Annotated in this window: 17 protein-coding genes and 1 tRNA gene; 8 read left to right on the top strand and 10 right to left on the bottom strand. The window is 59.0% G+C overall.

The window, feature by feature from the left end; all coding sequences use genetic code 11:
* Positions 1–19: 19 nt before the first annotated feature.
* Positions 20–1279, top strand: coding sequence for an AGE family epimerase/isomerase (locus AT6N2_RS14050; RefSeq protein ID WP_209087511.1), 1260 nt, complete (start codon positions 20–22; stop codon positions 1277–1279).
* A gap of 70 nt (positions 1280–1349) precedes the next feature.
* On the opposite strand, the gene AT6N2_RS14045 is transcribed toward AT6N2_RS14050, so the two are convergent.
* Both AT6N2_RS14045 and AT6N2_RS14040 read right to left on the bottom strand, forming a co-directional pair.
* On the bottom strand, positions 1350–1910 hold the full coding sequence (locus tag AT6N2_RS14045; RefSeq protein WP_063950626.1) for a dual specificity protein phosphatase family protein: 561 nt from the start codon (positions 1908–1910) through the stop codon (positions 1350–1352).
* 209 nt (positions 1911–2119) lie between these two features.
* Positions 2120–2572: a hypothetical protein gene (locus AT6N2_RS14040; protein WP_063950628.1), complete on the bottom strand. Its 453-nt coding sequence runs from the start codon at positions 2570–2572 to the stop codon at positions 2120–2122.
* Positions 2573–2992: 420 nt separating this feature from the next.
* Between AT6N2_RS14040 and AT6N2_RS14035 the strand changes: the two genes are divergently transcribed.
* Positions 2993–3622: an outer membrane protein gene (locus AT6N2_RS14035; RefSeq protein WP_209087509.1), complete on the top strand. Its 630-nt coding sequence runs from the start codon at positions 2993–2995 to the stop codon at positions 3620–3622.
* Between the two features lie 206 nt (positions 3623–3828).
* Positions 3829–4200 carry a hypothetical protein gene (locus AT6N2_RS14030; RefSeq protein WP_063950630.1) on the top strand — a complete coding sequence of 124 codons (372 nt, stop codon included), beginning with the start codon at positions 3829–3831 and terminating at the stop codon, positions 4198–4200.
* A gap of 125 nt (positions 4201–4325) precedes the next feature.
* Here the strand turns inward: AT6N2_RS14030 and AT6N2_RS14025 are convergent.
* Positions 4326–4401, bottom strand: a tRNA-Ile gene (locus AT6N2_RS14025).
* A 180-nt stretch (positions 4402–4581) separates the two neighbouring features.
* Between AT6N2_RS14025 and AT6N2_RS14020 the strand changes: the two genes are divergently transcribed.
* Positions 4582–5325, top strand: coding sequence for an SIMPL domain-containing protein (locus tag AT6N2_RS14020; protein ID WP_063950631.1), 744 nt, complete (start codon positions 4582–4584; stop codon positions 5323–5325).
* Positions 5326–5493: 168 nt separating this feature from the next.
* On the opposite strand, the gene AT6N2_RS14015 is transcribed toward AT6N2_RS14020, so the two are convergent.
* Together AT6N2_RS14015 and AT6N2_RS14010 are read right to left on the bottom strand one after the other, a co-directional pair.
* Positions 5494–5829, bottom strand: coding sequence for a hypothetical protein (locus AT6N2_RS14015; RefSeq protein ID WP_063950632.1), 336 nt, complete (start codon positions 5827–5829; stop codon positions 5494–5496).
* A gap of 149 nt (positions 5830–5978) precedes the next feature.
* Entirely contained in the window at positions 5979–6401 is a 423-nt protein-coding gene (locus tag AT6N2_RS14010; RefSeq protein ID WP_144577293.1) for a secondary thiamine-phosphate synthase enzyme YjbQ, read from the bottom strand.
* A 249-nt stretch (positions 6402–6650) separates the two neighbouring features.
* On the opposite strand from AT6N2_RS14010, the gene AT6N2_RS14005 reads away from it, so the two are divergent.
* The gene (locus AT6N2_RS14005) at positions 6651–9203 is read left to right on the top strand and encodes an HWE histidine kinase domain-containing protein (protein WP_209087507.1); all 2553 of its coding nucleotides are present in this window, start codon (positions 6651–6653) and stop codon (positions 9201–9203) included.
* Positions 9204–9346: 143 nt separating this feature from the next.
* Here AT6N2_RS14005 and AT6N2_RS14000 read toward each other — a convergent pair whose 3' ends face one another.
* The 4 genes from AT6N2_RS14000 to AT6N2_RS13985 form a co-directional block, all read right to left on the bottom strand.
* Positions 9347–10258: a DUF930 domain-containing protein gene (locus AT6N2_RS14000; protein WP_209087505.1), complete on the bottom strand. Its 912-nt coding sequence runs from the start codon at positions 10256–10258 to the stop codon at positions 9347–9349.
* Positions 10259–10454: 196 nt separating this feature from the next.
* Entirely contained in the window at positions 10455–12509 is a 2055-nt protein-coding gene (gene rpoD, locus AT6N2_RS13995) for an RNA polymerase sigma factor RpoD (protein WP_063950636.1), read from the bottom strand.
* Between the two features lie 390 nt (positions 12510–12899).
* Complete coding sequence (gene dnaG, locus AT6N2_RS13990) at positions 12900–14885, bottom strand: DNA primase (protein WP_209087503.1); 1986 nt, start codon at positions 14883–14885, stop codon at positions 12900–12902.
* A gap of 396 nt (positions 14886–15281) precedes the next feature.
* Complete coding sequence (locus AT6N2_RS13985) at positions 15282–15734, bottom strand: GatB/YqeY domain-containing protein (RefSeq protein WP_063950638.1); 453 nt, start codon at positions 15732–15734, stop codon at positions 15282–15284.
* A gap of 335 nt (positions 15735–16069) precedes the next feature.
* Here AT6N2_RS13985 and carA point away from each other — a divergent pair, with 335 nt between their 5' ends.
* Positions 16070–17275, top strand: a complete 1206-nt coding sequence (gene carA / locus AT6N2_RS13980; protein WP_144577288.1) for a glutamine-hydrolyzing carbamoyl-phosphate synthase small subunit — start codon at positions 16070–16072, stop codon at positions 17273–17275.
* A gap of 37 nt (positions 17276–17312) precedes the next feature.
* On the opposite strand, the gene AT6N2_RS13975 is transcribed toward carA, so the two are convergent.
* Positions 17313–18710 carry an MATE family efflux transporter gene (locus AT6N2_RS13975; RefSeq protein ID WP_209087501.1) on the bottom strand — a complete coding sequence of 466 codons (1398 nt, stop codon included), beginning with the start codon at positions 18708–18710 and terminating at the stop codon, positions 17313–17315.
* A gap of 329 nt (positions 18711–19039) precedes the next feature.
* Between AT6N2_RS13975 and AT6N2_RS13970 the strand changes: the two genes are divergently transcribed.
* On the top strand, positions 19040–21130 hold the full coding sequence (locus tag AT6N2_RS13970) for a methyl-accepting chemotaxis protein (RefSeq protein ID WP_063950797.1): 2091 nt from the start codon (positions 19040–19042) through the stop codon (positions 21128–21130).
* A 296-nt stretch (positions 21131–21426) separates the two neighbouring features.
* The gene (locus AT6N2_RS13965; RefSeq protein WP_063950640.1) at positions 21427–21906 is read left to right on the top strand and encodes a DUF2938 domain-containing protein; all 480 of its coding nucleotides are present in this window, start codon (positions 21427–21429) and stop codon (positions 21904–21906) included.
* Positions 21907–21923: the final 17 nt, after the last annotated feature.

The following is a 21923-nucleotide window of genomic DNA, read 5'->3' as shown; positions in this document are numbered from 1 at the left end:
AGCCGAAGCAGCAAATCGCATGGAGGAAGACATGGCCGAGGACGACCACAACAGCCGCAACTGGAATACACTGCCCTGGCACCGCCAGTGGCTGGTAAAACAGGCCGAGGGGCTTTTCGACTTCTTCCAGTACCGGGCCCTCAATCCTGCCGGCGGCTTTTTTGATCTGGACGCCAAGGGCGCGCCGCTGCAGCCGAACGACCCGGTGCGCGGCATCCACGCCTCCGCCCGCATGGTCCACTGCTTCTCCATCGGCTACCTGCTTGGCCGTCCGGGCTGCGGCGATATCGTCGACCACGGCATGACCTATCTCTGGAACAGACATCGCGACAGCGACCATGGCGGTTATTTCTGGCAGGTGAACGATGCCGGCCCAGTGGACGCCACCAAGCAGGGTTATGGCCACGCCTTCGTGCTTCTGGCCGCCTCTTCCGCCAAAACCGTCGGCCACCCGCTCGCCGACCGGATGCTGGCCGATATCACCGATGTGCTGGAAACCCGTTTCTGGGAGGAGAAGCACGGCGCTATCGCCGAGGAATTCAACCGCGACTGGTCGCCCATCGACAATTACCGTGGCCAGAACTCCAACATGCATCTGACCGAAGCGTTGATGGCGGCCTATGAGGTGACCGGCGACAATAATTACCTCGACAAGGCCGAACGCATCGCCGATCTCGTCATCCGCCGCCGCGCCGGCGAACTGGATTTCCGCGTGCCGGAGCATTTCGACGAAAACTGGACCCTCGACAAGGATTATCGCGGCAACGAAATGTTCCGCCCCTCCGGCTCCACACCCGGCCATTGGCTGGAATGGGCCCGCCTTATTCTCCAGCTCTGGGTGCTGGGCGAACGCCGGCACGACTGGATGCCTGTCGCCGCCAAATCCCTGTTCGTGCAATCCATGGCGCTTGGCTGGGACCGGGACAAGGGCGGCTTCTTTTATACGCTCGACTGGAATGATACTCCCGACAAGCGGGCGAAACTCTGGTGGCCCATGTGCGAGGCGGCGGGTGCGGCCCACTTCCTCAACGAAAACCTGCCGGCCGACCCCTTCTACGAGGATAGTTACCGCCGCATCTGGAGCACGATTGCCAACAGCTTCATCGATCATGAAAACGGTGGCTGGCATGAGGAGCTGACGGAGAATCTGGTGCCCGCTCACACGCTATTCCCCGGCAAGGGCGATATCTACCACGCGCTCCAGGCCTGCCTCATCCCGCTCTTTCCGGCAGCGGGAAGCCTGACAAAGGTCATCCGCGACAGCGGTGGAGACTTCTAAGGCGCGCTGCAAAACCGTTGGTTATGCCGGCCCAGGGCCGGCATAACGCCACGAGGCGTGAGGCTGCGCATCAGAACCCGATCGTTTCCTCGAAATCATCCCAGGACTGATACATTTCATAGCGCCCGATGCCGGGTATAGGCACGTGTCCGTAATAGGGCGAGAGTTGGAATTCGGCGGCGGCCTCGCTCTTGCCGGCCACGGCAGACACATAGATCGCGGAGGCAAGACCTGTTCGGTTCGCCCCATGTTCGCAATGGATCAGGACAGGCTTTTCGGCATTTCGCAGCACGGCTGCAAGCGTTTCCGAATCGTCGACCGAAAGCTTTTCGCTCGAACTCATTGGATAATCGATAAGGCGGATGCCGTTGTTTTTCGCCGCGCGGCTCTCAGCCTCATACCATCCCTCGCGCTTTTCATCGCGAAGATTGATGATGGTCTTGATCCCGTAAGCTTTGGCATAGGCCGCGATGTCCTTGCCGCTCGGCTGAGCCGAACGGTACAGTTCCCCCGGTATGACCTCATGAAAATTTCCGGTCAGCTGACCGATGCCCATATGCGCGCCGGCCAGAACCGGAAGCCCAACGACGCAGACAGCGGTGATTTTCAGGAATCTCAGAACAAGGCGCAAAACATTAACCCACGAAGCCGATCGAATGCAGGGGAAGTGGCATTGCAAATGGACGAAAACAAGTCAGCAGGTGCTGACGACACCGCCGCCCGCCGCAGTTAGGGCACCGAACTGCCACTTGAAGCCGCTGGGATATAAGGCCTTTACGACACCCACTGACCGGCTCGAGATTTTTCAAAATGCCGTGATGGCTGCAGGCCCTGACGTCTTCAGCCAAATTCCGCTGAGATAACGGTGACGCGCCATTCCAGCCGTTGCGGCTCTACCCGCTCATTGTTGCGCAGCCGGAAAGAGCGGCAGGCGGAAAAAGTCTGGCCCGCCTCTATTCGCCTTTCACTTACCTGATAGGGATCAAAGGCAACCGAGGCGCGGAAGGCAGGTTCGAACCCTTCGAGCGTATAGGTCAGCCGCTGCACCGCGACCGCATTGTCGTTACGAAAGCTGACGCGGATCGGCAGTGCCGGGTCCGGGCAAGCCGCGTCGAAGCTGGCGGTGGCAATGATATGTTCCAGGCGCTGGCTACCGCGCTGCCAATCATAAATCACGAATGCCGCCGTTGTGGTCCAGATCAGCAGAAGGCCGATGACGACGGATTTCAGATGCCGTGGAAATGCAATGAGAGAAATGAGAAGGATGGCACTGAGAACGGCTCCGACAATCACGTCGCCCCTCCTCCACTAAAATCAATCTCCATTCAATCTCATCCTCCCATGCCTTATCACCCTCGGCCTGTCTTTAGGGGCCAATGCCGTCCGACCGACCGTATGCGCCATGACGTCGAAGCAAGGGCTGCGGCAGACAGCCACAACTTTATGGTCGCCTTCCCCCCTGTCAAGACAACCAAGCGTGACACCTTGCATCTCAACCCTGGCACCTTCGATGGAACAACACGCGGAACCAAATGCAGCCAAAGGCGTTCGCAGCAACAGTAGAATGATGCGGGGCGATAAAAAGCCGCGATCCGGGGTCGTTGGCCAAGCAATGCCAAGAGGACGCACAGCCTCTTGGAACCGCGAAATCCAGCCCCATATTTAAAGTAGCTAATTTATGCTATGGATGTCAGTCAGCTCAGGGAGAAAACGATGAAAACGCTGATCGTAACGTCACTCCTGGCCCTGTCGGCCAGCACGGCGATGGCCGCGGATGCAGTGTATGAAAACCCGGCACCGCCAGTCGCACAGGAAACGCTGCCCGTCTTTACCTGGTCTGGACCTTACCTCGGTATTCAGGGCGGTGCAGGCTGGGCGAACGGCGATTTTTCAGCCGGCGGACCCGTCGTATCGGATAGTTTCGATGGTGGCGTTCTCGGTGCCTTCGCAGGCTATAACTACCAGTTCGATAACAACTTCGTCCTCGGTATCGAAGGTGATGTCGATTACAACTGGAACGACAACGACTATGCGGGTGTCAACGTCGGCACCGACTGGCAGGGATCCGTTCGCGGACGCGTTGGATATGCTTTCGACCGCGCATTGATCTATGGTACTGCCGGCTGGACCGCGACCCGCGGCTTCATCGAAACGCCCGGCGGTAAGGACACCACGACCTTCAACGGTTATACCGTTGGCGCAGGCCTGGACTATGCGTTTACCGACAACGTGTTCGGCCGCCTGGAATATCGTTACAACGATTATGGCGACAAGGACATCTTCGGCATCAATACCGATTTCGATCAGCACACGGTCAAAGTGGGTCTCGGTGTGAAATTCTGATCACCGACCAAATTTACCAGGAAAAGCCCGGCCAAGCCGGGCTTTTTGCGTATCGGGGCTAAATTCCTCCCCACCCGTTCGGCTTGCTCGCCCACGCAACATGAACATTCGGCAATCCGCCATTCACAGGCCGTTCACCCATACTGTGCCATCATCCGGGCATAATAGGCCTCTATCTCCGCAAGCAGGCTTATGGAGTAGCCCCGATGAAAAAGATCATTCTTTCTACCATTGCCGCGCTTATCGCGACTGGCAGTGTTTTTGCGTCCTACGGCACCGCTGCCGCGCAGGATTATCCCTATCGTCCGCGCTACGACCGTGGTTATGACCGCGGCGGCCCGCCCCCACCGCCCTACCGCGAACATCGCCGCCACAATGACGGCGCCGCCATTGCCGGCGGCCTCGCTGCAGGCGTCATCGGCGGCCTGATCGGCGGCGCAATCGCCAACGGCAACGGCGGCCCCCGCTACTATGAACCGCCACCGCCGCCCCCGCCGCGCTGCTGGTTCGAAGACCGGCGTGTGCCCAATTCCTATGATGGCGGCTGGCACACGGAAAGCATGCGGGTCTGCGACTGATCCCAAACACCTGTCAGTCTGGCTTGCCCTCGGCGCAAGCCAGACGAACTCCAGGCGAGACACGACGCGTCGCAAAGCCGCAATCGTCAGACCATTCTTCATAAGCGATTGTGTTCAAAGGGAAATGGTGGGCCCGGAGGGACTCGAACCCCCAACCAAGCGGTTATGAGCCGCCGGCTCTAACCATTGAGCTACAGGCCCTCTCCGGAAAAACTCGTCCGAAACCACCGGTCCGCAATGGTTCGAATCCGGTGGGTCACGCTCTAACGCAATTTTTTGAGCCCGACAAGCCAATCATGCCTGCCAAGAGCGATCCCGCCGCATTCGCTACACAATCTGAGGCAATACCCGTCGCAGGGACTCAATCATAGAGGAAACACCATGAAGACCAAAACGGCCCGCCTTTTCGCGCTCACCGCAATGACAGCAGCAGCCATCATGCCGCTTGCCGCCCAGGTATCTGCGCAGGAGGCCAACCCGCGCGAAGCCACGATCAGTGTTTCCGGCGAAGGTCAGGCGGCCATTGCTCCCGATATGGCGATCCTGTCATTCAGCGTCGTCAAGCAGGCAGAGACCGCCGCTGCGGCACTCACCGAGAACTCCAAGGCGCTGGCGGACGTTCTGAAAGCGCTCAAGGACGCCGCCATTGAAGACCGCGACCTGCAGACCAGCAACTTCTCGGTGCAGCCGCTCTACAAACATTATGAACCGAAGGACGGCGTTTACGTCGCGCCTGAAATCACAGGCTATCAGGTGTCCAATGGGCTCACGGTTCGCGTGCGGGACCTGAAGAAACTCGGGACGATCCTTGACACCTCAGTCAAACTTGGCATCAACCAGGGCGGCGACATTACCTTCACCAACGACAAGCCGGACGCAACGGTGACGGAAGCCCGCAAACTGGCGGTTGCCGATGCCATGGCGAAGGCGAAAACCCTGACGGAAGCCGCAGGCGTCAAACTCGGCCGTGTCATCCAGATCAGCGAAAACATGCAGCGCCCGATGCCGGTGCCCGCAGGCGCGATGCGCGCTTCGATGATGAAGGAAGCCGATAGCGTTCCCGTTGCTTCCGGCGAGAACAACTACAGCGTCGTCGTGAACGTGACCTTCGCTCTCGATCAGTAAGTGCACGAGCGGGCGGCACGCTATCGTGTCGCCCGTCGTTGCCTCCGCGTCGGCGCAACGTCTTCCTGAAAATGAATTGCCCCCCGCCTGTCCTTCAGGACAAGCGGGGGGCATTTTTAATCTTTCTGCTCGACGGGGATATCAGCAGGTCGATAAAACTGAGGGCTGTTAGCGGCGAATGACGGGGCAGCCGCGCTCGTTCGCAAAGACGACGCGGTCACGACCATGACGGTCGAAGCCAGCAACCACGACACGGCGCGGCGACACATCGACAACACGTGCGCGGCGAATGCCCATGCGGCTTGCCTTTTCTTCAGCGAGCCACGGCGCACAGCCGCGGTTCGGGCGACCCGGGCGACCCCAGCCCTGACCATGGCCATAACCATCACGAACCTGAACGCGCAGCTGGACATCCGAGGCGGCAGAAGCAGCCGGAGCGGTAAAAGAGATACCGCCAAGGGCGATCAGAGCAGCCAGGCCGGTTTTTGCAAAGGTGCTGAACATGAATTCACTCCATTTGTTTCTACGCCGACAGGAGAACCTCCCCGGCGATTGATGCGACATTAGGATCGCCCATCTGAATATCAGCAGAACCGAATGTTCAGCAGGCGTTCAGGGTGCTTAACGCCGAAAGCCTCAATCCGATCCAGAGATCACGCAGAGATATGCAACACAATCTCCCGCCGATGCGGTTGGTCACGATGTTCGAACAGATAAATCCCCTGCCAGGTGCCGAGCACCAGCCTGCCGTCGCTGATCGGCACACCGATCGAGACAGTGGTCAGGGCCGACTTGATATGGGCGGGCATGTCATCCGGGCCTTCGAGCGTGTGGATGATCCAACGCATGGAGGGGTCATCGGAAGGCGGTACAAGCCGGGAAAAATACGAAAGGAGATCACGCTGAACGTCCGGGTCGGCATTTTCCTGAATGAGCAGCGAGCAGGAAGTGTGCCTGAGGAAAATCGTCAGCAGCCCCTCGTCGAGCCCTGCGTCCCTCACCAGCTCGTTTGCCTGGCGCGTGAACTCGTAAAGACCCTGTCCGCGCGTCGCGATGGTTATTTTCTTCTGCGGCACATTTTTTCTTTCTTATAGTCGGAACAAAATTGGCATTTCCGACGTTCTGCTATGTCAAATTGTACCCGGTATCGCTAGGGGTACATAAGTAACGCGGCTTCGGCGTCCCAATTCGAGAACAAAGAAGACCGGTAATAGTTGCAAATGAGGAAGGGCAGACGGACTAGAATGAATGACTTCGGCTCCCCTTACCTCGAGCAAAAGCCACGCCCTGGCCGCTCACATGCACTGGCCGCGAAAGACTGATAGATGGCGTCCGGTGATTATCGATTAGATCTGACAAACTGCGATCGCGAACCGATCCACATACCAGGCTATATCCAACCGCACGGCTGTCTCATTGCCTGCGATAATGGCATGCGCGTCGTCGTGCGACACTCCGAGAACTGTCGCGACGTGCTTGGAATCGCGGGTGATATAAACGGCAAAACCGCCGAAGAGGTGCTTGGCAAGAAACTCGTCCACGATCTTCGCAACGCCCTCACCGTCACCGGCAGGACAACACGCCCCGCCATGTTGCCAGCCACGGAACTGGAGAATGGCCGCAGTTTCGACATCACGCTGCATCGCTATAAATCCACGACAATCGTTGAGTTTGAACCGTCCAGAGGTGAGACGCAGCCGCTTGGCACCGCGCGCAAGATGGTAGACCGCATTCGCGAGGCCGATAGCGTCGAAAGCCTGATCTCCCGAACGACCCGACTCATCAAGGCAACGCTCGGTTATGACCGGGTGATGATCTATCGTTTTGAAGAGGATGGCGCCGGCAAAGTCGTATCGGAGGCAAAGCAGCCGGAGCTGGAAAGCTTCCTCGGGCAATATTTCCCCGCCGGCGACATACCCCAACAGGCACGCGCGCTTTATCTGAAAAACACACTGCGCATCATTTCCGATGCAAGCGGTGCCCGCGTCGCGGTTCTGCCTGCCATCGATGCCTCCGGTGAGCCGCTCGATCTCTCTTACGCGCATCTGCGCAGCGTCTCTCCCATTCATTGCGAATATCTGCGCAATATGGGCGTTGGCGCTTCCATGTCCATTTCGGTGATCGTCGACGGTGCCCTGTGGGGCCTGATCGCGTGCCACCATTATTCGCCGCGCGTGCTCTCCATGCCGGTCAGGATCGCAGCGGAGATGTTCGGGGAATTTTTCTCCATGCATCTGCAGGTCCTGAAGCAGAAGCGCCGGCTCGATACCATCAACCGCGCCCATGCAGCGCTCGATCGGTTTCTGCGCCTTGCTGCCCATCACGCCAATATCGAAGAACTGCTGATCGACAGTTTCCAGGATTTTGCCGATCTGATGCCATGCGACGGCGTCGGCCTCTGGGTGGGAAACAACTGGCACGGCCATGGGGCTACGCCACCCCAGGACGTCATTCCGAGATTGGTGCGTTTCGCCGCCTCCGCATCCGAAGGCAGGGTGTGGGCCACCCATGCGCTGTCGCATGCCATACCGGAAGCGGAGCTCTATGCTGGCACGGCTGCAGGCATGCTTGCCATTCCCCTCTCACAGGTCAAGGATGACTACCTGCTGTTCTTCCGCAAGGAGATCGTGCAGAACCTGAACTGGGCAGGCAATCCGGAAAAGCAATATGAAAGCGGCCCGATGGGCGACCGTCTCACGCCTCGCAAAAGCTTTGCGATCTGGAAAGAGACGGTGCGTTTGCAGGCGCAGCCTTGGTCGGAGGACGACCGGGAAATCGCCGAGGCAGCCAGAATAGCGCTGGTCGAAGTTGCCTTTCATCACAGCGAACTCATGGCCGGCGAAAGAGAACGCGCGGAAGTTCGCCAGCGCATGCTGAATGAAGAGCTCAATCACCGCGTCAAGAACGTCCTCGCCATCATCAAATCGCTGGTCGGCAATCCCTCCCAGGAAGGAAAGACGCTTCAGGAATATGTGACGGCGCTCAAGGGGCGCATTCAGGCGCTGTCCTTTGCACACGATCAGATCATTCGCGGCGAAGGTGGCGGTGCCCTGCGCGACCTTCTCGAGGCGGAGCTCTCGCCGCATCGGTCTCCCGAAACCACGGTCAATCTGGAAGGCCCCCAGGTCACGCTCGATTCCCGCGCTTTCTCCGTCATGGCGCTGGTCTTGCACGAACTGGCGACGAATGCCGCCAAATATGGCGCGCTGTCGCAAAACGGTGGGCAATTGCATGTGCGCTGGCAGATCACAGAGAACCGCGACTGCGAGATTGAGTGGCGGGAAATCCTGCCAAGAAAACTGCCGACGCCATCCCGCGCCGGTTTCGGCACGGCGCTCATCAGCCGCAGCATTCCCTACGATCTCGGCGGGCGCAGCACCTTGCGTTACCTGCAGGATGGGCTTGAGGCGGAAATTCTCCTGCCTTTCCGTCACGTCTCGTCGGCCACGACAACAGCCGACACGCCAGCGGAGAATGAACCCGCATCGCAGCCCAGGCGCTATAATCGGGAGGAGCCGTTGAAAGTCTTACTTGTCGAAGATCAGATGCTGATCGCCATGGACGTCGAGAACATGCTGGAGGATAACGGCATCAAGACGATCGAAACGGCGACCTCGTCAGCGATGGCGATCGAGAAGCTGAAAACCTATGTTCCTGATGTCGCCATTCTCGACATCAATCTCGGTAGCGACACCTCGATCCCCGTTGCCCGCGAACTTTACCACCGAGGCATCCCGTTCATGTTCGCCACCGGTTACGCCGATGGCAGCATGGTGCCGGATGAATTTGGGACCGTGCCAGTGATCAGGAAGCCCTATGACGAGGATGCGCTGATGGCGGGTATTGCGGTTCTGGTCGGAGATATTGAGCGGGTATAAAAACGGAGTCCTCTCCGAGCTCGCGGCGAGGATTTGCGACCTTTCGAATGTCTTATTCTGTCAAGGGCGTTGGGGAGAAGCCAAGAGACAACACGAAAGCCGCAGGACCAGGCTGCGATGGTCAAAGCTGAGAAAATGCGCCTTCACTGAAACTGCGCAAAGCCTCGCTTCTTCACGTCTTCACGGCTTATTTCCTCGCCGATCTTGAATCGAAACTCCGTCACCGCATAATTTTCCAAATCGACCTCGCACTGAAACGACACGTCGTGCCAGCCGCTGCCTGTGTTGAACGCACCGCCAGAAGCGTCGAGAGAATTGCCGGAAATCCTGCCGCCCGTATCGGAATATGGAATCATGCCCCTAGCGGCAAAACCAGCGCCCTGAATTTGCGCGAGCGCTTCCGTGCTGCAAAGCTGCACGATGCGGCGGCGTGGCGGCAGATCGCCGAACATCTGCCGTCTCTGCGCCGGTGTTAGCAGAGCCGATGACAGCAGGTTCTTGGCGGCCGGAAGTTTCGCCGGCTTGTCTTCCTTGACCTCGGAAGGTTTTTCCTCTGCCGGTTTTGCCTGCGGCACAGGCGGCTCCTTCGGTGGAGTTTCCTCCTTCACAGGAGAAACCGCAATCTCCCCCTGTTCGGCGGAAGCCTTGAGGTCGCTGTTGGCAGCGGGGGGCGCGGGCTTTTCCTCGGCACTTTTCTCGGGCTGGCTCGCCGGGTCCGATGATGGCTGCGGCTTTTCCGTTTCCTCCGTCTTGCCGGGCTTATCCTCGGGATCGGCCTGAGCCTCTTCCGGCCTCATTGCGATCGACGGTAGCGTCGCTTGCGGTTGCGGTGTCGGCTTCGCCTCCTCCTTTGGCGGTGGGGGTGGCAGCGGTTTTGGTTTTTCTTCTTCGGCAGGCGCAACAGGCGGCGGGGGTTCCTCCTGCTTTTTTTCCTCCGGCGGCGGCACCAGTTCGACGCTGACGCTCTCAGGCTCCTGCGGTTCGGCTATCCGCTCCGGCAATTGAAAAAAGAACAGCGCGACAATCGCAAGATGCAGCAATACCGAGACGGGCACAGCCCATCCTCCGCGTCGCCACCTGCCTGCCGAAACCTGTTGCATCTCATCGAACCAAATCGAGGCTGAGCACGTCCATCAGAACGACGTGCTCACGTTCACACATAAGGCTTGTCGCAGACTTCGCCAGCGCGGGAAATAAAAAACCCGGCCAGAGCCGACTGACCGGGTTCCATTTTTTTACATAGCCAAAAGCTTAGCTGTCGAGGAAGCTGCGGAGCTTTCTCGAGCGGCTCGGATGCTTCAGCTTGCGCAGCGCCTTCGCCTCGATCTGACGGATACGCTCGCGGGTAACCGAGAACTGCTGGCCAACCTCTTCAAGCGTGTGGTCCGTGTTCATGCCAATGCCGAAGCGCATGCGCAGAACGCGTTCTTCACGCGGCGTCAGCGACGCCAGAACGCGGGTCGTCGTCTCGCGCAGGTTCGCCTGAATGGCGGCGTCGATCGGCAGCAGCGCATTCTTGTCTTCGATGAAGTCGCCGAGATGCGAATCCTCTTCGTCACCCACCGGGGTTTCGAGCGAGATCGGCTCCTTGGCGATCTTCAGAACCTTGCGAACCTTTTCCAGCGGCATGGCCAGCTTCTCGGCCAGCTCTTCCGGGGTCGGCTCGCGGCCGATCTCGTGCAGCATCTGGCGCGAGGTACGAACGATCTTGTTGATCGTTTCGATCATGTGCACCGGAATACGGATCGTGCGGGCCTGGTCGGCAATCGAGCGGGTGATTGCCTGCCTGATCCACCACGTCGCATAGGTCGAGAACTTGTAACCACGACGGTATTCAAACTTGTCCACCGCCTTCATCAGGCCGATATTGCCTTCCTGAATGAGATCGAGGAACTGCAGGCCGCGGTTGGTGTACTTCTTCGCAATCGAGATCACGAGACGCAGGTTGGCCTCGACCATCTCCTTCTTGGCGATGCGCGCTTCGCGTTCGCCCTTCTGCACCATCGAAACGATGCGGCGGAATTCGGCGATGGAGATGCCGGTTTCCGTGGAGAGGTTCTGGATTTCCTGGCGGATTTCCCGGATTGTGTTGCTTTCTTCGCGCGCGAATTCTTTCCAGCCACGAGCGGCCAGATTGGCGATCGACTTCATCCAGTTCGGATCGAGTTCCGCACCGTGATACTGCTCGAGGAAGCTGTCGCGCTTGACGCCGTAGGATTCGGCAAGGCGCAGCAGACGGCCTTCGTTCTGCATCAGGCGCTTGGAAATGTCATAGAGCTGCTCGACAAGGCTGTCGATGCGGTTCTGGTTCAGCGACAGCGACTTCACGGCCGTGATCAGCTGATCCTTCAGTTCCTTGTAACGGCGCTCCTGACCGGAAGAGAGCGTGCCCGTGCAGGCAAGACGTGCCTCCACCTGCTGATCCTGAAGCTTGCGCAGCTTCTTGTAGGTATCGGCGATGGTATCGAGCGTTTCCATGACCTGCGGGCGCAGTTCGGCTTCCATCGCAGCAAGCGAAAGGTTGGACTCGTCGTCGTCCTCTTCTTCCTCTTCCGGCGGCAGGCCGTCGCCACCCACGTCCGTCACATCCTCGTCGCCGGTCGGCGCGCGCAGCTTGCGGGTCTTTTCCTTCTCTTCGGCAGCCTTGCGGTCAGCCTCGATTTTTTCCGGGCTCTGGAACTGCGGCGCAGCCTTGGCTTCCGGGCCGGAATAGGTCGTTTCGAGATCGATGATCTCGCGCAGCAGCGTCGTGCCTTCGTTGAGTTCGTCGCGCCAGATGATCAGCGCCTGGAACGTCAGCGGGCTTTCGCACAGGCCCGAAATCATCGTTTCGCGGCCGGCCTCGATGCGCTTGGCGATGGCGATTTCGCCTTCGCGCGACAGAAGCTCCACGGAACCCATTTCGCGCAGATACATGCGCACCGGGTCATCGGTACGGTCGGTCGGTTCTTTCTTCTTGGCGGTCGCAAGTGCGGTGCCGCCGGAGGGCGCAAGTTCGCCACCCTCGGAATCGTCACTTTCGGAATCGCTGTCATCGTCGCTGGCGGCGGCTTCTTCTGCGTCCTCGTCTTCGATGACGTTGATGCCCATTTCCGACAGCATGGCCATGATGTCTTCAATCCGGTCAGGATCAACCTGATCGGACGGAAGAACTTCATTCAATTCGTCCATGGTCACATAGCCGCGCTTCTTGGCGGCCTTGATCATTTTTTTGACTGCGTCATCCGAAAGGTCGAGAAGCGGGCCATCCGTCGCACCGTCGCGTTCGTTTTCTGCTTCTTCGTTTTCTTTGACTTTGGTTGCCATCTATCTCGTCGCTTTCCCTGACGCTAACACCTGTTCCGCCGCATCGCCGTCCGCCCGATGAGCATACAGCGTTTTGCCGCGAATCACTGTCAGACACCTAACGGAGTGATCTTTAATTGCCGATTAACCACGGCAGCCTCAGGCAGAATGCAAAGACGGTGCACCCGGAAATGCTTGCTCATGCAACTTCTATCCGCCAAGGCTCATTCCACCTTACTTTTCCTGAATTGGTGATTCCCGCTATTTCCCGCCCCGTCAAGCCTTTGAAGGCGAGACAGCCGCGGAATTATTAAAAAGAGCCGCATTTTGCGGGTTATCACCAGACTATCCCCTATTTAGGATGCTGGCCGCAAAAGGCAACCCCATTGGCCGTTCAATTCTCGGCGCAGGTCAGCCGTGGCCAAAAGCCGGTCCCTTCACCCGGCCGGACATGACGCCGAAACCGTCGATGATAGCCTCCTGATTTTCCATGCGACCGATCTCCAGTTGCACCTCAGCCAACGCCCGCACCAAAAGCGTGCCACGTTCGTCGTCCGTCGCTTCGGCGATTTCCCGCTCCAGTTCACGCTTCTGCCACAGCAGCGACTTCGTCCGCTTGTGCAACGAAAGTGCCTGCACATATCCCTCGCGCGCATCTTCCATTGCGGCCTGCTCGGTTGCCGTCCACAGACGGGCGTTGCGCACCTGCTGGTCCATCGCTTTCAGAAGCGGCTCAAAACCCTGCTGGGACAGCCGCTCGATGAGCGATGCACGGGAAATTTCCGCTGCGTTTTCGGCTGCATAGGTAAGCACCGATGACCACAGCCGTTGAAGATCGCGGTTCTCGTAGTCGATGGCGGCGATCTCGTCATATTCCTCGAGCAGCAGTTCGGGATGGTTGACAATGGTAATGGCGAGAACGCTTTCCCGCAGGGACGGCTTGGTCTGGTATCCCTTGACGAGGCCGGACTGCGCCAGCCGGTCCGAAATGCTGCTGGCCGGCGCGGCCATCGCCCCGCCCCTTCCCGGCGCATTGCGCTGGAAACCGCGGCCCGCCGGTTGTGCGCCGTTCCGACGGAAATTGCCGGTCTGGGCTCCGCCCTGCTGAAAACGTGGCTGGAAGAAGCCGTTCAGCCTGTCGCGCATGTCCTGCTGATAGAACCGGCGCACCGTTTCATCGCCGATGACGGCAACGATCTGCCGCAGCCGGCTTTCAAGCTGGGCACGCTTTTCCGGCGTATCGAAAGTGACGCCCGACGTCTCGCGGCTCCAGATCATCGCGGCGAGCGGCTTTGCTTCCGACAGCACCCGGTCAAACGGCGCACGCCCTTCCAGCCGCACGAGATCGTCCGGGTCCTTGCCGTCAGGCAGCAGCGCGAAGCTGACGGAGCGATCCGGCTTGATATGCGGCAAGGCGAGGTCGGCCGCACGGTTGGCGGCGCGAATGCCCGCACCATCGCCATCGAAGCAGAGGATTGGCTGCGGCGACATCTTCCAGAGCAGGTCGAGCTGGCTTTCGGTCAGCGCAGTGCCGAGCGGGGCAACGGCATTTTCGACACCGGCCTGGTAAAGCGCGATGACATCCATATACCCTTCGACGGCGATGACCGTACCGCCGGCCGCCTGCGATGCACGGCGCGCCCGCGAAAAATTGTAGAGAACATTGCCCTTGTGAAACAGCTCGGTCTCATTGGAATTGAGATACTTTGCCACCGCATCCGCGGCCATCGCGCGACCGCCAAAGGCGATCACCTTTTCCCGCGATGACAGGATCGGAAACATGATGCGGTCACGAAACCGGTCGTAAGAGACCGGCACGTTTTCATGCACCACCAGCCCGCAGGCTTCCATCTGCTCCTTCGGGACGCCCTTGCTTGCCAGATGTTCCTTCAGTGCGTTGCGACTGTCGGGCGCATAACCCAGCCGAAAGGTCTCGATGGTGCGCCCCGTCAGCCCGCGATCACGCAGATAGGCCCGCGCTCGCGCGCCAAGCGCCGTTTGCAGCTGATCCTGAAAGAACAGCGTCGCCATTTCCATGACGTCCTGGAGCGAGGTACGCTCGCGCTCCCGCTTTTCCGCCTGGGGATCAGGCTGCGGCATGGGGATGCCTGCCATGTCGGCAACCTGCTGCACGGCCTCGGGGAAACTCAAACCCTCGAGCTCCGTCAGAAAGCGGAAATGATCGCCCGATACGCCACAGCCGAAGCAATGATAGCGGCCCTTGCGGTCCTCGCAGTGAAAACTCGGGCTTTTCTCGCCGTGGAACGGGCAGCAGGCCCAATAATCTCCACGCGACGTGTTGGTCTTCTTCTTATCCCATGACACACGTCGACCGATCACATCGGAGATGTGCACGCGGTCGCGTATCTCATCGAGGAAAGAATTGGAAAAGCGCATGGGTTACCTGTTCGAGGCCAGTCTTCCATATAAGCGCGGAATGGCGCCAGTACCAACCCTTGGAACAGGCTAACAGCCACTATACCCGTTATTCACAGGGCGGCACGAAAGATGGCAACGCCTTTGCGCCCGCTTCTGGCAAATTTGTGGCGCTGCAGCATCACTAAAAATTATGTTTTTGTAATTTGAGCGGTGCGTCTGGGCGGTGTACAACCATAATCACAGTCGAAGCAACGATTTCACAGAAATCTGCCGACGCACCGCAGGCACGTCCCCCCCCCCGAAAAAGCCTGCGCTTGTCAGCATTCTGATCCGCCGGAGTGCATTTTCGTCGACAGAAAAAAGGCAGGGCAGCCCACATCTGCCCTGCCTTTACATTTTCCGCCAATGCCGAACTTACTTCAGCAGTTCCTTCACGACGCCCGAGGCTTTCGCAAAGTCGATCTGGCCGGGATAGCGCTCTTTCAGCGTGTTCATGCACTTGCCCATGTCACGCAGGCCGGAAGCACCGGTCTCAGTAATGACTGCCTGGCAGAGTTCGCGCACCTTTTCGGCCGGGATTTCTTCCGGCATGAATTCCTTGATGATGACGATTTCCTCGCGCTCCTGAGCGGCAAGCTCGGGACGGCCGGCGCCCTCGTAGATGGCAGCGGATTCCTCGCGCTGTTTGACCATCTTTGTCAGGATCTGCATGATGTCCTCGTCGCTGACGGGGTCCTTGCCCACGCCGCGATTGGCGATATCGCGATCCTTGATGGCCGTCTGGATGAGACGCACGGTCGATGTGCGTCTGGCGTCACGAGCCTTCAGCGCATCCTTCAAACTATTAGCGAACACGTCGCGCAGCATTTTTCTTCTCCTTGGGAAAGCCCGCTATCAAGCTTCCTGATACGGAAACTTTCCGCCTTATTTTTCGCAACGACATAAACGAGCAAACACGCTCAAGCAAATCAATTGCATAAGCCCTTGAATCTACGGCAGCTTAAATCCGCGTAAATCTTGGCCCTGCGGTTGACCGCTTGGGCTGCTTTCGTTATTTTCCGGCACCTGCACGAGATTTTAACGAAGGGTCGGAACGCGAGCTTTATCGCGCGCCCCTTTATGTCACGAAGCCTGCGACAAAAATGGCCCCTTACCCCCTGCCTTTCAAGAGGCGGGGTGCGAAGCGGCAGAAACGGAACGAGATGACCGAGACAGCGCCCTGGACTACCCGCAAACCGACTGCAATGCTTGTTCTTGCCGATGGCACGGTGATTGAAGGAACGGGCATCGGCGCAACCGGCAAGGTTCAGGCCGAGGTCTGCTTCAACACGGCGCTGACAGGTTACGAGGAAATCCTGACCGACCCCTCCTATCTCGGCCAGATCGTCACCTTCACCTTTCCGCATATCGGAAATGTCGGCACCAATGAGGAAGACATTGAAGACCTGACGCCCGCCGCCCGCCGTGGTGCTGTCGGCGTCATCTTCAAGGCTGACATCACCGACCCCTCGAACTTCCGTGCCGTCAAGCATCTGGATGCCTGGCTGAAGGCCCGCGGCGTCATCGGCCTCTGCGGCATCGACACCCGCGCCCTGACGGCATGGATCCGCGAAAACGGTGCGCCGAACGCCGTTATCGCCCATGATCCGAACGGTGTCTTCGATGTCGAAGCGCTGAAAGCGGAAGCCAAGGCGTGGAGCGGCCTTGTGGGCCTTGATCTCGCCATCGAAGCCACCTCCGGCCAGTCCTCCACCTGGGCCGAAACGCCGTGGGTCTGGAACAAGGGCTATGGCACGCTCGGCGAAGCCGATGCGAAATATCATGTTGTCTGCGTCGATTTCGGCGTCAAGCGCAACATCCTGCGCCTGTTTACCGGTCTCGATTGCAAGGTCACGGTCGTTCCGGCACAGACCTCGGCTGAAGACATCATGGCGCTGAAGCCGGATGGCGTGTTCCTGTCCAACGGCCCCGGAGACCCGGCCGCAACGGGCGAGTATGCCGTTCCCGTCATCCAGAACCTCATCAAGACCGACCTGCCGATCTTCGGCATCTGCCTCGGACACCAGATGCTCGGCCTTGCGGTCGGCGCCAAGACCGAAAAGATGCATCAGGGCCATCACGGCGCGAACCATCCGGTCAAAGACTTCACGACCGGCAAGGTTGAAATCGTCTCGATGAACCACGGCTTTGCGGTCGACACCAAGTCGTTGCCCGAAGGCGTCGAAGAGACCCATATCTCGCTGTTCGACGGCACCAATTGCGGGCTGCGCATCACCGGCAAGCCGGTCTTCTCCGTCCAGCATCACCCGGAAGCATCGCCGGGTCCGCAGGACAGCCACTATCTCTTCCGCCGCTTCGTCAACCTGCTGCGTGAAAAGAAGGGTGAGGCAGCGCTCGCCGAACGCTGATACTTTTCCAATCCAGACATTACATGCGGCCCGCTTCTCAGCGGGCCGTTTTCATTTCACGCTTCACCAAGAGCACAAAGCGGATGGTGAGAAGAACCGCGGCTGTCGAAAGACCGATCACGAAGCCGAACCATACGCCGCGTCCGCCAAAGCCGAGCGGAAAGGCCATGGTCCAGGCAAGCGCCAGCCCGATCGGCCAATAGGAAATGAGCGCCAGCATTGCTGGTATGCGCGCATCCTTCAACCCGCGCAGCAAGCCTGCCGTGACCGCCTGAATGCCATCGACGAGCTGGAAGATGCCGGCAATCACCACGAGGCTGCTGGCATAAGCGAGAACTTCCGCGGCTTCCGGCAATTTCGGATCGAGGAACCACTTCGCCAGGAATTCCGGCACCGCCGCAAACAGGATGCCGCCGCAGATGGCGATGCCGCAGGCAATGGCGTAGATCATGATCGAGGCACGGATGAGATTCCTGAAATCCCCCTGCCCCCGCGCTACGCCCACACGAACCGTTGCCGCCTGAGACAGACCGAGCGGAATCATGAAGGCGATGGAGGCGAGCTGCAGGGCAATACCGTGGGCCGCAAGCTGCACCGTGCCGATCTGCCCCATCAGGATCGAGGCAGCCGCAAACAGGGTCACCTCCGCAAGAATGGTGATGCTGATCGGCAGGCCGAGACGGAGCACTTCAAACAGCGCATGCCAGTCCGGCCGCCAGAAGCGCACGAAGAGCTCGTATTTCTTCGTTTCCTCCCGCGTCTGCACATAAGCGACGATGAAGATGAAGCTGAAGGCGTTGACGATGACAGCAACGACGGCCGCGCCATTCATGCCCATGGCGGGTAGGCCGAAATGGCCAAAAACCAGCGCATAAGCCAGTATACCATTCATCACCAGCATAATGATGGTGGCATAAAGAATAATGCCTGCCCGGCCGATGGCGCTGACAAGGCCGCGCAGCACATAAAACAGCAGTCCCGGCAGCAGGCCGAACTTGGCGATGGCAAGATAATGGCCCGTCAGCGACGCCACAGCCGGGTTCTGCCCGAGCGCAACCAGAATCCGCTCGGCATTCATGAAGATCGGCAGCGTCAGAAGCCAGTATGCGATCGCCACCCACATGCCCATGCGCAGCGAGCGGCGCGCAGATGTTGCATCGCCTTGTCCGTAAGCCTGCGCCACCATGGGCACAACGGCGACAGAGAAGCCCGTACCAAAAATAAAGACGACAAAAAAGAACTGCCCGGCCAGCACCATCGCCGCGAGCTTCTCAGCCCCCAGCTGACCGACGATCACCATATCGGTGGTATGGATGCCAAGTTGCGCGAGCTGCGCGCCAATAAGAGGAATTCCGAGAACAAGCGTAGCCTTGAAATGCGAAAACCACGACCCCGATCCGGACGGAACGGTTCCAGCAACAACCGACGAAGACATTGTATTTCACCCGAACATTGGCCGTTGCCCGCGATTTGCGCAACGGCAGCTCGAGATGAATAAAATAATCGCTGCCTCCACGCAACCGGCAGCAGTGGATGGTTAAAAATTAAGCAGCAACGACGCGTTACCGCAAGGTCGGAAAAGACGCACCATCTAAACATAAGTTTAGTCGAATTTTACCATTCATCATTATTCGTGAGAACATCTGAGAGTGCTTTTAAAATCATAAGCTGCATGACGCAGAATATTCCCGCCTTTGAGGCATGTTTTCCCAACCACTGTTCATGATGACCTTATCGGTACATCCGGCTTCAAGGATCTGTAGCTTGCCGAAGAAAACAAATCTCATGACGCGCATTCTTGTTGCCGCGTCATCTCTCGTCGTCGCTGCCTTTGCGGGCTTCTCATATTATATCGACAGTCTGCAGCATCGGGTAACAACCGAAGCCGTGGCGGACAATATTGATTCCTCCGGCAAGCAGGCAGCGCAAAGCATCGCCAACTGGTTGAACGGCCGCATCATGCTGACGGAGACAGTGGCAAAGACCCTTGCCAAGCTTCCGGAAGACGGTGCCAAGCTGGCGTTCCTGGAAAACGACGTGCTGACAGCGCAGTTCATGTCGACCTATTTCGGCAATGCCGAGACCGGCACCTTCACCACCTTCCCCAAGACACCGCTGCCGGAGGGTTACGATCCGCGCAAACGCCCATGGTATCTGGATGCTGTGAAGGCTGGCAAAACTGTTCTCACCGAGCCCTATAATGACGCCTCGACCGGCGGGCTCATCATCACGGCCGCTATTCCGGTCTCCGTCAACGGCAAGCTCGCCGGGGTGACAGGCAGCGATTTCTCGCTCGACTCCCTGGTCAAGATGATCACGTCCGTGGATGCCGGCAAGGACGGATATGCCTTCCTCGTCAGCAAGGACGGCAAGATCCTCATCCACCCCGATGCAAAATTCGTCGACAAGCCGCTGACCGATCTCTTCAAGGTTAATACGCCGGCAATTTCCTCCGCCATTTCGCAGACCGAAATCGACGGCAAGGGCAAGATCACGAGCTTCATTCCGGTTGCGGGCCTGCCTTCGGTCGACTGGTATCTCGGCTTCGTCGTCGATTCGGATGTTGCCTATGGCGCCATCGGACAGTTCCGCATGGCCGCGACCATCGCCACTATTCTCGCGGCAGCTATCATGATCGGCCTTCTCGCCACAGTTCTGTCTCGCTTCATCGTTCGCCCGGTGACGCAGATGACATCTGCCATGGAAGGCCTGGCTGCCGGCAACCTCGCTGTCGCCATTCCCGGCCAGGAACGCACCGACCAGATCGGCTCCATGGCTGCGGCCGTTGCCGTGTTCCGCTCGAACGCCATGGAGCGCCTGCGGCTTGAAGGAGATGCCGAAGAAAACCGCACGCTTTCAGAACAGGAGCGCAATGAGCGGGAACGACTGGCAGCCAAGGACGCGGCCGATATTCAGTTCGCCGTCGATTCGCTGGCGAAGGGCCTTGCTCATCTCTCTAACGGCGATCTCAATTACCGTATCGATACGCCGTTCGTGTCCCGCATCGACCGCCTGCGCGACGATTTCAACAATTCCGTCGCCAAGCTGAACGCTGCGCTCAGCACCGTCGGGCAGAATGCGCTTGCGATCGATGCCGGCGCCGGTGAAATCCGCCAGTCGGCCGACGATCTGGCCCGCCGCACCGAACAGCAGGCGGCTTCAGTTGAGGAAACAGCGGCGGCTCTTGAGGAGATCACGACCACGGTCAAGGATTCCGCGCGCCGCGCCGAAGAAGTCGGCCGTCTGGTTGATCGCGCGCGCAGCAATGCCGAGCAGTCGGGCGTCATCGTGGAAGATGCCGTCCGCGCCATGGAAGGCATCGAGAAATCATCGTCCGAGATCAGCAACATCATCGGCGTCATCGATGAAATCGCGTTCCAGACGAACCTGCTCGCGCTCAACGCCGGTGTCGAAGCCGCCCGCGCCGGTGAAGCCGGCAAAGGATTTGCCGTTGTTGCGCAGGAAGTCCGCGAGCTTGCTCAGCGCTCCGCCAATGCTGCAAAGGAGATCAAGACGCTGATCAATGCCTCCACCTCGCAGGTGCAGTCCGGCGTCGAACTTGTCGGCAATGCCGGCAAGGCGCTGGAAACCATCGTCCGCGAAGTGCAGGAGATCAACCGCCACATCGATGCGATCGTCACCGCATCGCGCGAACAGTCGACCGGCCTTCAGGAAATCAACACCGCCATCAACACCATCGATCAGGGCACGCAGCAGAACGCCGCCATGGTCGAGGAGCAGACGGCAGCAAGCCATGGCCTCGCTTCGGAAGCGGCGGCGCTCAACGAGCTGCTTGCGCAGTTCCAGCTCGCCACGGCCTCGCGGCGGCAGGCGGAATATGGGCGTGCTGCCTAGAGGGAAAACGATATTGGCCCGGTCATTATAGCACCGGATCATGGCCAACCGTCACCCACTCTCGACGTCATCCTCGGGCTTGTCCCGAGGATCCAACCACATCTCGTATAAAAAATAGGTTGCAGATGCTCGGGACAAGCCCGAGCATGACGGAGGAGAGGTTCCAGCCTGCTTCTCACGAATCTCATGGCCGGGACAATCCGGCCATTTTTCTTCGCCACCTCCGGCAATAGACCATTTCCGCCATCGACCCGATCCGCTAGAGCTTGATCGATCATCATCATGGGGAGGAATCTATGCTGGAACTGATGTGGCGCGGCATTGCCATGGGTATTGGCGGCACCGTATTTATGGATATATGGGCAATCGTATTGCACCGGTTCTTTGGCCAGTCCGCGCCCAACTGGGCACCGGTTGGCCGCTGGTTCTGGCATGTGCCGAAGGGCCGGATATTTCACGACAGCATCGCCACGGCGGAACCTTATGAGCACGAACTGGCGCTCGGCTGGATCTCGCACTACGCGGTCGGCATCCTTTACGGCATCGTTCTCGCGCTGGTCGTCCCAACCGCATGGTTTGCCAATCCGTCCTTCATCGAGCCGTGGATCGTCGGCATCGTTACCGTCGGCGCGGGCTGGTTTCTGCTGCAACCGGGGCTGGGTATCGGCTGGGCGGCAGCGAAGACGCCGAACCCCACAAAGGTTCGCATCATGAACCTTGTCGCCCACACGGTTTTTGCGCTCGGCATGTATGCCGTCGCACTCCTGATGCGTTGATGAAAAAAGGGGGCTCA

The sequence above is a fragment of the Agrobacterium tumefaciens genome (genome assembly GCF_017726655.1).
GTDB classification, from domain to species: domain Bacteria; phylum Pseudomonadota; class Alphaproteobacteria; order Rhizobiales; family Rhizobiaceae; genus Agrobacterium; species Agrobacterium tumefaciens_B.
This window is presented reverse-complemented; position numbering and strand designations above follow the sequence as displayed.

Bases quoted from the DNA above. Each gene is read 5' to 3' on its own strand.
- AT6N2_RS14020 (WP_063950631.1), top strand. From the start codon at position 4,582: ATGAAGACCAAAACGGCCCGCCTTTTCGCGCTCACCGCAATGACAGCA.
- AT6N2_RS14015 (WP_063950632.1), bottom strand. From the start codon at position 5,829: ATGTTCAGCACCTTTGCAAAAACCGGCCTGGCTGCTCTGATCGCCCTT.
- AT6N2_RS14005 (WP_209087507.1), top strand. From the start codon at position 6,651: ATGGCGTCCGGTGATTATCGATTAGATCTGACAAACTGCGATCGCGAA.
- carA (WP_144577288.1), top strand. From the start codon at position 16,070: ATGACCGAGACAGCGCCCTGGACTACCCGCAAACCGACTGCAATGCTT.
- rpoD (WP_063950636.1), bottom strand. From the start codon at position 12,509: ATGGCAACCAAAGTCAAAGAAAACGAAGAAGCAGAAAACGAACGCGAC.
- AT6N2_RS14035 (WP_209087509.1), top strand. From the start codon at position 2,993: ATGAAAACGCTGATCGTAACGTCACTCCTGGCCCTGTCGGCCAGCACG.
- AT6N2_RS14030 (WP_063950630.1), top strand. From the start codon at position 3,829: ATGAAAAAGATCATTCTTTCTACCATTGCCGCGCTTATCGCGACTGGC.
- dnaG (WP_209087503.1), bottom strand. From the start codon at position 14,885: ATGCGCTTTTCCAATTCTTTCCTCGATGAGATACGCGACCGCGTGCAC.
- AT6N2_RS14050 (WP_209087511.1), top strand. From the start codon at position 20: ATGGAGGAAGACATGGCCGAGGACGACCACAACAGCCGCAACTGGAAT.
- AT6N2_RS13975 (WP_209087501.1), bottom strand. From the start codon at position 18,710: ATGTCTTCGTCGGTTGTTGCTGGAACCGTTCCGTCCGGATCGGGGTCG.
- AT6N2_RS13985 (WP_063950638.1), bottom strand. From the start codon at position 15,734: ATGCTGCGCGACGTGTTCGCTAATAGTTTGAAGGATGCGCTGAAGGCT.
- AT6N2_RS13965 (WP_063950640.1), top strand. From the start codon at position 21,427: ATGCTGGAACTGATGTGGCGCGGCATTGCCATGGGTATTGGCGGCACC.